Origin of the sequence: Bacillus sp. P14.5, from assembly GCF_003316765.1 — a bacterium.
In the GTDB taxonomy this organism is placed as follows: domain Bacteria; phylum Bacillota; class Bacilli; order Bacillales; family Bacillaceae_B; genus Rossellomorea.
In genome coordinates this window covers 20,498-32,844 of sequence record NZ_NIJF01000001.1, presented here as the reverse complement: position 1 = coordinate 32,844, position 12,347 = coordinate 20,498, and the positions used below count along the sequence as shown (strand labels likewise).

Below are 12,347 nucleotides of genomic sequence, written 5' to 3'. Positions count from 1 at the left end.
GACTTAATTGCGAGCCGCTGATCATATCGAGATCCAATTCCTCGCGTAAAGATGGGTGGGCGAATAGCTTCTCTTCCATACGATTGTAGGAATTCCACTGATCTAACTGGCCAGCGATAAAAACTTTGATTAAGGACTCTGTTTTAAGCTTCTTTCTGTAGTCGAGCAGCGGACATCTAAGGTGCTCGGTTGGCAATAACTTTAAACATTGACAAATTAACGTCTCATGACCTATACTTTTACTCATTGTGATGAGCTCCTTTTGTAGAAGATTTGGGAACAAGTATGGTCCTGCATCTTCTACATTAGGGCTTTTTTTGCGTTTAGGGAAGCATTTTTATTTTTTATCCACAGACTTCCATATTTTGTAACACGTGCAAGGCTAGTGAGGGACAGTCCCTTTTAGCGCTTTAACGCAGCACCACACAAAAAGGGACCGCCCTGAATTCAGGACAGTCCCCTTCCGATTTACATTTGCACTTGATTCATAAGGGTCGTTTTGATGCTCTGGAAGACTTCATGCCAGATGGCTTCGCTTCCTGTGTATTGGGCAGTCAGCCTGCCGATCATTTCCTTTTGCGCTTCAGGGAAAGTTTCATGGTCGCGCGGCGGAAGTTTGGCTTTCTCTTCATCCACCAGCTGCTGGACTACCGGAGCCCTTGGACCCCATACCGCTTGCTCGGTAAAGTCGCTGTCAACGAAGATGAAAATCGGGATGGCCCTGGATGTACCGTTTGTTAAGTACTGATCCATCAATTCAAGGTTTTCATCCCTGTTCAGAGTGCGCACATCCATATCCGCTGCTTCCGCGATCCTTAACAAGACAGGGAGATTGACCATCGCGTCCCCGCACCAGTCCTCTGTCAATACAATCACATTCAAATTTTCCGAAGCAAGCTGTTTCAAGTTTTCCTTCTCGCTTTCGGGTACGGTAAAGCTTTGATATACCTTCTGCAGGTTATCTTTGTGGGCTTCCATCCCATCTATATAATCTTGAGGGGTCTGCCCCTTTTCAAACCATTGTTTCAGATCCATTATTATCCTCCTTGTAGCTGCTTCCTAACGCCGAGTAATTTCAGCACATTTCTCTTTTGGGTTTAAAACAAGAAATTATCCTTTTTTCAAAAGTATTGTTTGAAAATAATATGCTTACAGGCATATAATTAATTAAAGACCTAAATACATACCTTTGCAAGAAATAAATAATTCTGCGAAAGAAATCCGCGAAAACTAAAAGCGTAAGCGCCCTGCTCAGCACCGACCGGCAAATGCCCCTAAGAGAAAAAGAGACAGGCTTTCCTTTAATTTTTCACAGGGCTATTCGACTCCGAGGGGCTTGGCGTATAATTTCCCGCAATAAAAAAGAGACTGCGGCTTTTGCTACAGCCTCGTTGCTATTAACATTTCTGGGAGCTCTCAATAATATTCTTAAACTTTGAGTAGTAATGCTTCAGCTCGGTTACGCTATCTGCCTCCTTTATTTTTTCCAAATAAGTCTCTGCTTTGGAATATTGCTCCGGGGGCAACTTAACTGTTGTTTTCTTCTCTTTCTTGGACTTCGCCAACAGGTTTCACCTCATTATGTTTTGAAGATCCTCCTATAGTAGAGGTCGTCTCGAGCTGATAATTTGAAAGCTCTTGAAGGTATTCCCATTTTGTTCTTTCCAGGTTTTGCTCGATTTTTCTCGTAATGACCGAACTTCCGCCAATGCCGGATAATAAACTGATATAAATCACATACCAGACGGGTACAGTTTCCACAACAGGCAATACTGACAAGTAACCGGCCAACACCCCAATAATGATATCCTTTGAGGATCCAAAGACATAATGCTTTTCTCCTTCTTCATCCACTAAAATACGGGGAAATGTAAAGCGGCCGCCTTTAAAAACTAAAATATGTCCTAAGCCACCAATACCTCCCATCAACATCGGTAACAGTATCAATTCAATTAAGGACATTTCATCCACCCTCTGGATTGATTTACTAATAGTATACATTATTTACAGAATTTTCTGAATAGAGAATTGGACGCAATTTTGTCCATTACAGAGGAAGGTGCCGCATGCGTAAAATTGTGCTGAAAGTCTCGTCAATCGACAAGCTTCGATTCCAAAATTTCCTAGTCTTGATGCAAAAGGCGGAAAGCAAGTCAGAAGCAGACATGTATTTTCGCCTAGCCAAAAAAATCATCCAAAAGAACCGTATGAAACAAAATTAAAAAACAACCTTGTAGCTTTGATACAGCATAAACAGGGCCCCGCCCAGAAATGCAAATAAAATAACCAGAAGGAAATACCTGAAACGGTAAGCAAGCGGATGTTTGTACTGCTTGGGATCCTTCATTTTTTCCATTTCTTTCGGAAAATGATAAACAAACAAAATCAAAGCAGGAACCGCGCCAACCAGAATAAAACCGATGAACAGAAACTGATTGAATTGCTCCATCTTTCCTTCGTCCCACATCGTCTTCAATACCTCGCCGACCGAAACAAAGAACAGGAGCACCAATATTGCGTTAGAGGTAAACTGATCCGTAAGCGACTGTCCCTTTTTAATACCACTTATAATAAAAAATGGGGTAAGAAACAGCAGCACAACAGCAAAAAACAGATAGATTGAAGCCTCCCCTGTCATTCTGTGCCACACTCCAATACTACGTAATGAATTGCGTTTGCATACCTTCTATTTTTAACAAAACCAAGCCATCTGTATAAAAGATCAACTTCTTTATTATCTGTATTTAATAAAATGATCTTAAAGTCCTCCCTTGCCTTATTGGAAAAATCCCAAGATCCGGTTCCCCGGATACTAAGTATTCTAAAAGAGTCTTAATAAAATTCTCCCCGCCAGTCTTTTACCGAAACCCATCAAATAGAACCTTCCCATCCTCCCATACCTGATCCACCTGTATATGGATTAAGATCCATGCCGCCGACGGCAAAAAGGGGGCATTAATCGTTCACCGGGTTCCGAAAAGGTATTGCTTACCTCACGAGCATCCCGAGACGGCCTGCAATTTTCATTTTCTCTATTTCACTCACGCCAGCATCAAACGCTGCTTCTCCGCCAGCTCCTCCAATTTCCCGATGATACTTCCCTCACAATCCCCTTGCAGGGAAATGGATTCAGTGGCATACCAGGATAATTCATCATGATGGCCGATCATCACGGAATGGACCGCATGCTGAAATAAAGTGATGTCGTTCGCGTCATTTCCAAACGCTATGTATTCTGACTCGGCGATGCCAATCGCTTTCAGCGCGCTCCATTTATCAATATTTTCAGGAGAAATATCAATCACCTTTTCATTTCGGTGAGTATGGAGAGTGACATCCAGCAGTGATAATTCTTCAGCCATCTTCTCAAAATCGTTGGACGTCAGGATCAGCACCTTCAAAACTGTGTACAGACTTTCCATTGACACAGAGTTTGCCAGGTTTGCCTGATCGAGATTCCCCACGATCGGGTGATTGGCAGGACCTGTATAACAATAATCCCAGTCACCATCTATCAAATAAGAGGCCTCATACTTATTAATCACCCCCTTGATCTGCTCCAGGTCATCCTCCGGGAATGCCTGGGAAAAAACCAGTTCCCCGTCCTTGTAAATCATTGAGCCGTTTCCGCCGATCAGAGTGTTGGTATGAAACCGGGGATGAATCACCGGCAGCATGTCGCGGATCGGCCTGGCTGATGCAAAAATAACTTCATGACCGGCTTCAGTTAATTTTTCAAACGCATCCATGAGCCTTTCTGTAACAGGCTGTCCCTTGAAACAAATCGTTCCATCCAAATCAAATACAAATTTCATAGAGTGATCTCCTTTATGCTGCGATTGTCTGTGATTATTTTGAGCTTGTCTCCATGTGGTTTAAGGATATTCATGATTTCCGGCTTACTGACCTTCTCGAATTGATAGTTCCACTGATACATTTTCCTGAGCATACTCCAAGTCTGCTTGTAGTTTCCTTTTTCAAAGCCAAGCTTCTGGACAGTGAAGCGTTTAAGGATCCGCCAGTTCCTCACCATGACCGGGGTGTCGAGATAGATAATGATATCAGCCTCACGGAACCCGTTGGTTGTCCATGTATGATGGACCCCTTCAATGATCCAGTCCTTCTGCTTTATGATTCTATTAAATTCTTTGTCGCGCACTTCGGGGCTGTTTCGGATATCCCCGCTTTCATTCCTCTGCCAGACAACGTTGTCCAATTCATAGAGAGGAATGCCCATTTCGGAGGAAATCCTTCTGCCAAGGGTCGATTTTCCGCTGCCGACCGAACCGATCATATTTATTTTCATTGTGACTCCTGGTTTTCTAAGTATTTCAGGTTGTACCTGTTCAAGGGATGCACTGCTGAAATTCCTCTGCAAAAATTCCCTCTCTTCTATTTCGTTCTAGGGTAAGATAAATCCTTCTTTAAATTTAAGTTAACCAATTATTATAATTAGGTTGACACAAAACAGGATTTTAATATATTCTATTTTCAGAAAACAAATAGGAGGATACATACTATGAAACTCAAAGCTATCGACATCACTATGGCTGCCATGTTCGCCGCTTTAATGGCCATCGGCGCCAACCTTACTTCCATGCTTGTCATCGGCGGTGTTCCGATCACACTGCAAACGTTCTTCTGTGTTCTGGCCGGATTGATTCTCGGAAGCAGACTGGGAGCGATCTCCATGACGGTGTATGCGCTGATCGGTTTAGTCGGTGCGCCTGTCTTTGCCGGTTTCACGGGAGGACCTGGTGTTTTACTAAAACCAACATTCGGATTCATTCTTTCTTATATTCTGGTAGCCTACCTTGTCGGCAAAATGGTAGAAGCGAAACCAGGCAAAAAAATGTTTATTACCGCAGCCCTTGTCGGTATGGCTGTCAACTATGTATTGGGCACCAACTGGATGTATGCCGCTTACATCTTCTGGGCAGATGCACCTGACGGATTCACATATAAAATGGCATGGGTATGGATGCTTGCTCCGCTGCCGAAAGATATTATTCTTTCAGCGTTTGCCGGAGCTGTGGCACCGCGATTCCTGTCTGCTATCCGCAAGAACACGAATACCCTAAAGAGCAAAGCTGCATAATTTTGAACATCCGGAAATCTTTTTTTCCGGATTTTTTTATCCAACAATCGTTATTTATTACTGAAAGGCAGACCAATAAATTTTAAAAAGGAGACGAGATTCTATGACCTATTGGAATGAACTCGCAGGACGTGTGCTGAATGGAGAAGAATTGACAGATGGGGAAGCTCTATCGATTTTGGAATGCCCTGATGATGAGGTCCTGCTTTTATTACACGGAGCTTTCCAGATAAGGAAGCATTACTACGGCAAGAAAGTGAAGCTCAACATGATCATGAACGCCAAGTCGGGATTGTGTCCCGAGAACTGCGGTTACTGTGCCCAGTCTGCCATTTCCAGTGCCCCGATTGAGTCCTACCGGATGGTGAATAAAGAGACGCTGCTGCAGGGAGCGGAACAGGCACACAAAATGAATGTCGGCACTTACTGCATCGTGGCAAGCGGACGCGGGCCAAGCAGCCGGGACGTCAATACGGTCATCAGTGCTGTGGAAGAAATAAAACAGAGTTATGACTTAAAAATTTGCGCCTGCCTTGGAATCCTGAAGCCCGAACAAGCCAGACGGCTGAAGGATGCCGGTGTTGACCGCTACAACCATAACCTCAACACCTCAAAAGGCCACCATGACAGCATCACCACTTCACATACATACGATGACAGGGTCTCGACGGTCAACACAGCAAAAGAAGCGGGCATCTCCCCTTGCTCTGGTGTCATCATCGGGATGAAGGAAACCAAGGAAGATGTCATTGACATGGCACGCAGTCTGAAGGCCCTCGATGCCGATTCGATTCCGGTCAATTTCCTGCATGCGATCGACGGAACCCCACTCCAAGGGACGGATGAGCTTGATCCGCGATATTGCTTGAAAGCGCTGGCGCTGTTCAGGTATATCAATCCTTCTAAAGAAATCAGGATTTCCGGCGGCCGGGAAGTCAACCTGCGCAGCCTTCAACCGCTTGGCCTATATGCCGCCAACTCCATCTTCGTCGGCGACTACCTGACAACTGCAGGACAGGAAAGCACCAAAGATCATGAAATGCTTAAAGATCTAGGGTTCGAAATTGATTACGTTCCTGCTCCAGAAACTGTATAATAATACCAGGTCTATTGAGTTTGTTTTGTACTTTAAAGCACTAACGGAGGAGGAATCGGGATGGCACAGGCTTGCGTGATCAGTATTTATGTAGAGGATATGAATGAAGCCCTAGATTTTTACGGTGATGTACTTGGATTTGAAGTGAATAAAAGGTATGGAGCTTCCATAGTTTCACTTGTTCATGATGGGCTGCCGATTGTTTTGGAAGAGAGGAAGCAGCAAAACGCAGGTGGTTCGGGAATCGTCCTGGGACTGCAGACAGCGGATATTTACCAGACGGCACAGGAGCTTAAAAGCCGGGGAGTGGAGCTTCTAATGCCGGAACCTGCAGACTGCCCGCCGGGTAAATACATAAGCTTCAAAGACCCATTTGGGAACACCTTGGAATATTTACAGTTCATCGAATAGATAAAAATAAACGCTTGGAAGAAGGTTGAACAGCTTCTACCAAGCGTTTTTCATATGGAAAAGTATGCGGCCGGGACAAATTTAGAACCACATTACCTTCGCTCTATTCCCCAACTAATTTTCTTCCTATTTTTCCAGATGGCGTTCAAATTTTACAAAAGAATAAATTCTATATCCAACTGGGATTAATGCCAGTAAAAATACCCATTTCATTACCCCTTCTGCAAATATCGGCCAAAGCGCGGCCAGAATCAGTGAAATGACCGCGGTGACATTACCCGCCAAGCCATTGATGGGTTCATTGCTTACGAATAACGTCCTTGCTCCTTTAATATTGCTTCCAAAGCAACTCTCATGAAACGGAACCACCTCTAGCATCATTGTTGAAGTTATGAGATCATCTCTCACTTTGATCTGCTTTTGGCAGAAGTCACAATAAATTTCCTTCGACATCCTTCTTCACCTCGATTTGCAAAATGGTAGGAGTTAACAGTCATACTGCCTGTTCTTGCTTCACATCCCGCCACTTATACTACTTCTATACTACCGGTGAGTTTCCCTGCCTTTGTGAATTCAGCCACTGGCTCCTGGGTGCTTTAATTACTCACCCTTCTGTTCCGATATTTTCATAGCATCTTGAATAGTCGGGAGCTGTATGTGATGGCTAACTTCAGCTTGAGTCAGGGAGGTTGGGTATTTAAGGGCTTTCTTGGTGACCTTTTGAAGTGGAAATCTTGTAGTTTGGGCAGGCATGAGCTTTCTTGGTGACCTTTTGAAGTGGAACTCTTGCAGTTTGGGCAGGTAGGAGCTCTCTTGGTGACCTTTTGCAGTGGATCTCTTTCAGTTTGGGCAGGTAGGAGCTTTCTTGGTGACCTATTGAAGTGGATCTCTTGCAGTTTGGGCAGGTAGGGGCTCTCTTGGGAAACTGGGGGCTGATTTTCGGCGGCTGGTGTCTCTCGGGAACTATTCGAGTAACACCACATGGCTGGTTTTCTGCAGCAGGTGTCTCTCAAAATCGGTTCGAGTGTCATCTGCTGCAGCGACCTGCGGACAAAGCTCATTCTAAGTCATCAATCAATTGCACTATCCAGCTCCCCCACTGCCCAATCCACATAAAAAACCCGCCGGCATCAGCCGGTCGGGTTCATTAAGATAGCCTTATTAACGTTTGTTCATTTCTTCGATCAATAGTTTGTTGACCATCGGCGGGTTGGCCTGGCCTTTGGTCTTTTTCATGATCTGTCCTACAAGGAATCCAAGGGCACGGTCTTTACCGTTCTTGAAGTCTTCGATGGACTGCGGATTGTCGTCCAGCGTCGCAGAGACGATTTTCAGAAGTTCTCCTTCATCAGAGATTTGGACCAATCCTTTTTCTTTGACGATTTGCGAAGGGTCTCCACCTTTTTCAACAAGCTCCTTGAAGACTTTCTTCGCCATTTTAGAAGACAGTGTTCCGTCCTGGATCAGCTTGATCATGCCTGCAAGTCCTTCCGGTGTCATCGGCAGGTCCTGCAGTTCTTTTTGTTCAGCGTTCATGTAGGCAGATACTTCACCCATCAGCCAGTTGGATGCCTGTTTGATGTCGGCTCCATCAGCTACTGTTGCTTCGAAGTAATCGGACATTTCCTTCGTGAGCGTAAGGACCATCGCGTCATACGCAGGCAGGCCCATATCTTCTACATAACGTTTTTTACGGGCATCCGGAAGCTCCGGAATTTCCGCGCGGACGCGCTCTTTCCACTCCTCATCGATGTGAAGAAGCACTAGATCCGGTTCAGGGAAGTAACGGTAATCATCCGATCCTTCTTTGACACGCATAAGGATCGTTTTGCCTGTCGCTTCGTCGAAACGGCGTGTTTCCTGCTCGATGATTCCGCCTGAAAGCAGTACTTTTTCCTGGCGGATCTGCTCGTGCTCAAGTCCTTTGCGCACGAAGTTGAAGGAGTTCAGGTTCTTCAGCTCCGCCTTTGTACCGAACTTCTCCTGGCCGATCGGGCGTAATGAGATGTTGGCGTCACAGCGAAGGGAACCTTCTTCCATTTTACAATCGGAAACGCCTGTATATTGGATGATCGATTTTAATTTTTCCAAGTAAGCATACGCTTCAGCCGGTGTACGAAGATCCGGCTCAGATACGATTTCAATCAGCGGTGTACCTTGGCGGTTGTAATCAACGAGCGAGTAGCCGTCGCCAGAGTGATTCAGTTTTCCGGCATCCTCTTCAAGATGCAGGCGGGTGATCCCGATACGTTTTTTATAGCCGTCCACCTCGATTTCAATCCATCCATTCTCACCGATTGGCTTATCGAACTGTGAGATCTGGTAGGCTTTCGGGTTATCAGGATAGAAATAGTTTTTGCGGTCGAACTTGGTATCTGACGCGATTTCACAGTTCAGGGCAAGGGCTGCCTTCATTCCGAAATCGATGGCACGCTTGTTAACAACCGGCAGTACGCCCGGATACCCTAAATCGATCACGTTTGTGTTGGTGTTTGGCTCTGCGCCGAAATGGTTCGGGGCAGGAGAAAACATTTTCGAATCTGTTTTTAGCTCAACATGGACTTCAAGTCCGATAATCGTTTCAAAGTTCATTGATTTCACCCCTTACAATTGTGGTTTTTGTGTATGGAAGTCTGTTGCCTGCTCATAAGCATGTGCAACACGGTAAATTGTGCTTTCATCAAAGTGCTTTCCGATGATTTGCAGTCCAAGTGGAAGCCCGTCTTTTGAAAAACCGCATGGAACGGAGATTCCCGGCACCCCCGCAAGGTTCACTGGGATGGTTAAAAGATCATTCGCATACATCGTAAGCGGGTCATCGATTTTTTCCCCGATTTTAAAAGCAGGAGTCGGCGTTGTCGGTCCAATGATGACATCATAATTTTCAAAGACATCTTCAAAGTCTTTTTTGATCAACGTACGTGCCTGCTGGCCTTTTTTGTAGTAAGCATCATAATAGCCGGAGCTCAGCGCGAAGGTACCAAGCATGATACGGCGTTTCACCTCATCACCAAAGCCTTCTGCACGGGTCTTTTTGTAAAGATCGAGAAGGTTCTCAGGATTTGGCGTGCGGTAGCCGTAACGGATTCCGTCAAAACGGCTCAGGTTGGATGAAGCCTCGGATGAAGCAAGGATATAGTATGTAGCTACACCATATTTCGAGTGTGGAAGAGATACTTCATCAACCGTCGCTCCCATGCTTTCAAGCAGCTTCAACGCGGCCATGACCGATTGACGGGCTTCTTCTCCTACACCTTCACCAAGGTATTCTTTCGGTACAGCGATTTTCAAGCCTTTGATATCACCTGTCAGAGCTGAAGCATAGTCTGGCACTTCAACGTTGGCAGACGTCGTATCATTCGGGTCTACTCCTGCAATGGCTTGTAAAAGGTATGCGTTGTCTTCAACGTTGCGCGTGATTGGTCCGATCTGATCAAGGGAAGACGCGAATGCCACAAGACCAAAACGGGAAACACGTCCATATGTAGGCTTTAATCCAACAGTTCCTGTAAAGGCTGCCGGCTGGCGGATCGATCCGCCTGTATCTGAACCAAGGGAAAATGGTACTTCTCCTGCTGCAACGGAAGCCGCTGATCCACCTGATGAACCGCCTGGCACCGTATCAAGATTCCACGGGTTGCTGGTTTTTTGGAAGCCGGAGTTTTCCGTAGAAGAGCCCATGGCGAATTCGTCCATGTTCAGCTTTCCGATTGTTACTGTTTCCGCGTCACGAAGTTTATTAACGACTGTCGCATCATAAATCGGATTGAAGTTTTCAAGGATTTTACTTGCACAGGTTGTGCGGAGGTCTTTCGTCACGATGTTGTCTTTCACACCGATCGGCATACCGAACAGCAAGCCCTTTGCTTCGTCCGTTCCAATTTTCTTATCCAGTTCCTTTGCTTTTGCACGTGCATTTTCTTCATCGAGCGTTAAAAAAGCTTTCACTTTTCCTTCAACCGCGTCGATTCTTTTATAAGACTCACTCACTAAATCGCTGACAGAAACTTCTTTCTTCTGCATCAGTTCATGAAGTTCCGTTAATTTATGGTCGAATAATGACATTGAATTCCCCTCCTATTCTAAAACAGATGGCACACGTACCTGTCCATCCTGGTGGTCTGGTGCGTTTTTCAGTACTTCTTCCTGCGGCAAACCTTTCACAGGCTTATCTTCACGCACGATATTCTTCATCTCCAACACATGTGTTGTCGGGTCGACCTTCTCTGTATCGAGCTCAGTCAGCTGCTCTGCAAAGCCAATGATGGCATCCAATTGAGTCGTGAATTTTTGAGCTTCTTCTTCCGTGATCGCAAGACGGGCAAGGTGAGCCACATGCTTGACTTGATCTTCTGAGATTCTTGACATACTCTTTCACCTCCGCAAAATTTCGAACACTAGCAATACTATTGATAATATCAAAATATCAGTCGAAATGGCAACTAAGTCCCGTCATTTCGCTGTTTTTTTCAACCTCTTTTGACAGGGCTTCCTGGTTTAACGCGTTAATGCACTAAGAGGGACTGTCCCTTTTCGTACTTCAGTGTGCTAAAGTCTCTAACCCCATTCTAACATGATTAGCTTTTTTTCCCGAAAGTATAAGTCGGCGGCGGGTTTCTTCATTAATATAGGCTCTTGTCGTAAATTTTGCTGATATTTAATTTAAATTTTGAAAACTATCGCTAAACTCCGGCTCAAGGGAAAAATCTTGATTTTTTTCGAAAGGAACAATTTAGAAAATGTCTTAATATAGAAGGAAATGAGAAACACTTGGCGAATAGTGGGTTGAGGTGATTTCTGTGAGGATTTTTACATACTACCAACAGGACGGAAAAGTCATTGACCGCTTCGAAAGCAAAGGAGCTGTCATTCATCCGCTGGTAAAGTCAGACAAGCCCTTTCAGATCGGCTGTATGTACCTTGACAAGAACAGTGTTCTCGGGATGCATGAAGCGATGTGTCCGCAGCTGTTCATCGTAACGGACGGAAGCGGCTGGGTAAGGATTGAAGGCGGGGAAAAGATCCCTGTTGATAAAGGGACTGCTGTGTTCTGGGATACCGGCGAGAATCACGAATCCGGCTCTGATACCGGAATGACCGCCATTATTGCGGAAGGGGAAGAATTCGACCCTGAAAGATTTTTAGATTTGAAATAGGTTACATGCTCTTCTGCGCGGACAATCTAATACTTAGCCGGCAAACTCATATCCGGAATAATGGCAGGTGAGTGAACTCATCCTGTTTAAAAGAAACTGCCCTTGCGAGTCATGGACTCAGAGGGCAGCTTTTTTTATTGTGAACAGCACCCCTGCTACCCATTAGGACCTCGCCTCCTGTTGATAGAAGTTGGTGAAATGCCGAATTCGTTGATAAGAGAGTCAAATTCGTTGATAGATAGTCTGAATTCATCGATAGCAGCACCTTTTTCGTTGATAGACGATCTGAATTCGTCGATAGCAGCACCAAAAACGTTGATAGACGGCCTGTGCACATCGATAGGAGAACTAAACGACTTCTTAAGCAGAGGGTTTTCTCTTTCAACAACCCATGTGGTAAGCTTATTCTCATTAAGACTGGATTTTCCGCTGCAATCTCTATTAAAAATAAAAAGTAAGGTTGATTCGATTTAATATCACAAACCTTTAAATACAGCTAAAGCTGCCCGCAATTCAAGACAGCATGATGAAATTTTTTGCTGATCCAAAAATAAACGGTTTCATCAATACAAACATTACGATATTA

15 protein-coding genes and 1 pseudogene are annotated in these 12,347 nt (G+C 44.9%); 6 read left to right on the top strand and 10 right to left on the bottom strand.

Going from position 1 to position 12,347, the window contains the following annotated elements; genetic code table 11:
- From B9Z54_RS00150 to B9Z54_RS00140, 3 genes and pseudogenes are all read right to left on the bottom strand, one after another.
- Window positions 1-247: pseudogene (locus B9Z54_RS00150) on the bottom strand (IS4 family transposase); the annotation flags it as partial.
- A gap of 221 nt (window positions 248-468) precedes the next feature.
- The gene (locus B9Z54_RS00145) at window positions 469-1,035 is read right to left on the bottom strand and encodes a thioredoxin family protein (protein ID WP_205207639.1); all 567 of its coding nucleotides are present in this window, start codon (window positions 1,033-1,035) and stop codon (window positions 469-471) included.
- A gap of 492 nt (window positions 1,036-1,527) precedes the next feature.
- Window positions 1,528-1,962, bottom strand: coding sequence for a DUF4257 domain-containing protein (locus B9Z54_RS00140; RefSeq protein WP_113926539.1), 435 nt, complete (start codon window positions 1,960-1,962; stop codon window positions 1,528-1,530).
- Window positions 1,963-2,066: 104 nt separating this feature from the next.
- Here B9Z54_RS00140 and B9Z54_RS24535 point away from each other — a divergent pair, with 104 nt between their 5' ends.
- A complete protein-coding gene (locus tag B9Z54_RS24535; RefSeq protein ID WP_162785021.1) occupies window positions 2,067-2,222 on the top strand; it encodes a hypothetical protein in 156 nt (51 codons plus the stop codon).
- Here B9Z54_RS24535 and B9Z54_RS00135 read toward each other — a convergent pair.
- The 3 genes from B9Z54_RS00135 to B9Z54_RS00125 form a co-directional block, all read right to left on the bottom strand.
- Window positions 2,219-2,638, bottom strand: coding sequence for a hypothetical protein (locus tag B9Z54_RS00135; protein WP_113926538.1), 420 nt, complete (start codon window positions 2,636-2,638; stop codon window positions 2,219-2,221). The two genes, B9Z54_RS24535 and B9Z54_RS00135, sit on opposite strands and share 4 nt — an antisense overlap.
- Before the next feature lie 403 nt (window positions 2,639-3,041).
- Window positions 3,042-3,815: an HAD-IIB family hydrolase gene (locus B9Z54_RS00130; protein WP_113926537.1), complete on the bottom strand. Its 774-nt coding sequence runs from the start codon at window positions 3,813-3,815 to the stop codon at window positions 3,042-3,044.
- A complete protein-coding gene (locus tag B9Z54_RS00125) occupies window positions 3,812-4,306 on the bottom strand; it encodes a P-loop NTPase family protein (RefSeq protein ID WP_205207638.1) in 495 nt (164 codons plus the stop codon). Before B9Z54_RS00125 ends, B9Z54_RS00130 begins: the two co-directional genes overlap by 4 nt.
- Window positions 4,307-4,519: 213 nt before the next feature.
- On the opposite strand from B9Z54_RS00125, the gene B9Z54_RS00120 reads away from it, so the two are divergent.
- The 3 genes from B9Z54_RS00120 to B9Z54_RS00110 all read left to right on the top strand — a co-directional run bounded on the left by B9Z54_RS00120 (window position 4,520) and on the right by B9Z54_RS00110 (window position 6,605).
- The gene (locus B9Z54_RS00120; protein WP_113926536.1) at window positions 4,520-5,098 is read left to right on the top strand and encodes a biotin transporter BioY; all 579 of its coding nucleotides are present in this window, start codon (window positions 4,520-4,522) and stop codon (window positions 5,096-5,098) included.
- 103 nt (window positions 5,099-5,201) lie between these two features.
- The gene (bioB, locus tag B9Z54_RS00115) at window positions 5,202-6,194 is read left to right on the top strand and encodes a biotin synthase BioB (protein ID WP_113926535.1); all 993 of its coding nucleotides are present in this window, start codon (window positions 5,202-5,204) and stop codon (window positions 6,192-6,194) included.
- Window positions 6,195-6,254: 60 nt separating this feature from the next.
- The gene (locus B9Z54_RS00110; RefSeq protein ID WP_113926534.1) at window positions 6,255-6,605 is read left to right on the top strand and encodes a VOC family protein; all 351 of its coding nucleotides are present in this window, start codon (window positions 6,255-6,257) and stop codon (window positions 6,603-6,605) included.
- A gap of 126 nt (window positions 6,606-6,731) precedes the next feature.
- Here B9Z54_RS00110 and B9Z54_RS00105 read toward each other — a convergent pair whose 3' ends face one another.
- The 4 genes from B9Z54_RS00105 to gatC all read right to left on the bottom strand — a co-directional run bounded on the left by B9Z54_RS00105 (window position 6,732) and on the right by gatC (window position 10,973).
- Window positions 6,732-7,058, bottom strand: a complete 327-nt coding sequence (locus B9Z54_RS00105) for a hypothetical protein (RefSeq protein WP_113926533.1) — start codon at window positions 7,056-7,058, stop codon at window positions 6,732-6,734.
- 708 nt (window positions 7,059-7,766) lie between these two features.
- Complete coding sequence (gatB, locus tag B9Z54_RS00100) at window positions 7,767-9,197, bottom strand: Asp-tRNA(Asn)/Glu-tRNA(Gln) amidotransferase subunit GatB (protein ID WP_113926532.1); 1,431 nt, start codon at window positions 9,195-9,197, stop codon at window positions 7,767-7,769.
- 12 nt (window positions 9,198-9,209) lie between these two features.
- Window positions 9,210-10,670 carry an Asp-tRNA(Asn)/Glu-tRNA(Gln) amidotransferase subunit GatA gene (gene gatA, locus B9Z54_RS00095; RefSeq protein WP_113926531.1) on the bottom strand — a complete coding sequence of 487 codons (1,461 nt, stop codon included), beginning with the start codon at window positions 10,668-10,670 and terminating at the stop codon, window positions 9,210-9,212.
- A 12-nt stretch (window positions 10,671-10,682) separates the two neighbouring features.
- Window positions 10,683-10,973 (bottom strand): Asp-tRNA(Asn)/Glu-tRNA(Gln) amidotransferase subunit GatC, encoded by a 291-nt coding sequence (gene gatC / locus B9Z54_RS00090; RefSeq protein ID WP_113926530.1) that lies wholly within the window; start codon window positions 10,971-10,973, stop codon window positions 10,683-10,685.
- A gap of 431 nt (window positions 10,974-11,404) precedes the next feature.
- On the opposite strand from gatC, the gene B9Z54_RS00085 reads away from it, so the two are divergent.
- Window positions 11,405-11,761, top strand: coding sequence for a cupin domain-containing protein (locus B9Z54_RS00085; protein ID WP_113926529.1), 357 nt, complete (start codon window positions 11,405-11,407; stop codon window positions 11,759-11,761).
- 198 nt (window positions 11,762-11,959) lie between these two features.
- Entirely contained in the window at window positions 11,960-12,235 is a 276-nt protein-coding gene (locus tag B9Z54_RS24530; RefSeq protein WP_162785020.1) for a hypothetical protein, read from the top strand.
- Window positions 12,236-12,347: the final 112 nt, after the last annotated feature.

Coding starts and splice junctions, on each gene's coding strand:
- gatB (WP_113926532.1), bottom strand. CDS start 9,197: ATGAACTTTGAAACGATTATCGGACTTGAAGTCCATGTTGAGCTAAAA.
- B9Z54_RS00130 (WP_113926537.1), bottom strand. CDS start 3,815: ATGAAATTTGTATTTGATTTGGATGGAACGATTTGTTTCAAGGGACAG.
- B9Z54_RS24535 (WP_162785021.1), top strand. CDS start 2,067: ATGCGTAAAATTGTGCTGAAAGTCTCGTCAATCGACAAGCTTCGATTC.
- gatA (WP_113926531.1), bottom strand. CDS start 10,670: ATGTCATTATTCGACCATAAATTAACGGAACTTCATGAACTGATGCAG.
- B9Z54_RS00110 (WP_113926534.1), top strand. CDS start 6,255: ATGGCACAGGCTTGCGTGATCAGTATTTATGTAGAGGATATGAATGAA.
- gatC (WP_113926530.1), bottom strand. CDS start 10,973: ATGTCAAGAATCTCAGAAGATCAAGTCAAGCATGTGGCTCACCTTGCC.
- bioB (WP_113926535.1), top strand. CDS start 5,202: ATGACCTATTGGAATGAACTCGCAGGACGTGTGCTGAATGGAGAAGAA.
- B9Z54_RS00140 (WP_113926539.1), bottom strand. CDS start 1,962: ATGTCCTTAATTGAATTGATACTGTTACCGATGTTGATGGGAGGTATT.
- B9Z54_RS00120 (WP_113926536.1), top strand. CDS start 4,520: ATGAAACTCAAAGCTATCGACATCACTATGGCTGCCATGTTCGCCGCT.
- B9Z54_RS00105 (WP_113926533.1), bottom strand. CDS start 7,058: ATGTCGAAGGAAATTTATTGTGACTTCTGCCAAAAGCAGATCAAAGTG.
- B9Z54_RS00125 (WP_205207638.1), bottom strand. CDS start 4,306: ATGAAAATAAATATGATCGGTTCGGTCGGCAGCGGAAAATCGACCCTT.
- B9Z54_RS00145 (WP_205207639.1), bottom strand. CDS start 1,035: ATGGATCTGAAACAATGGTTTGAAAAGGGGCAGACCCCTCAAGATTAT.
- B9Z54_RS00135 (WP_113926538.1), bottom strand. CDS start 2,638: ATGACAGGGGAGGCTTCAATCTATCTGTTTTTTGCTGTTGTGCTGCTG.
- B9Z54_RS24530 (WP_162785020.1), top strand. CDS start 11,960: ATGCCGAATTCGTTGATAAGAGAGTCAAATTCGTTGATAGATAGTCTG.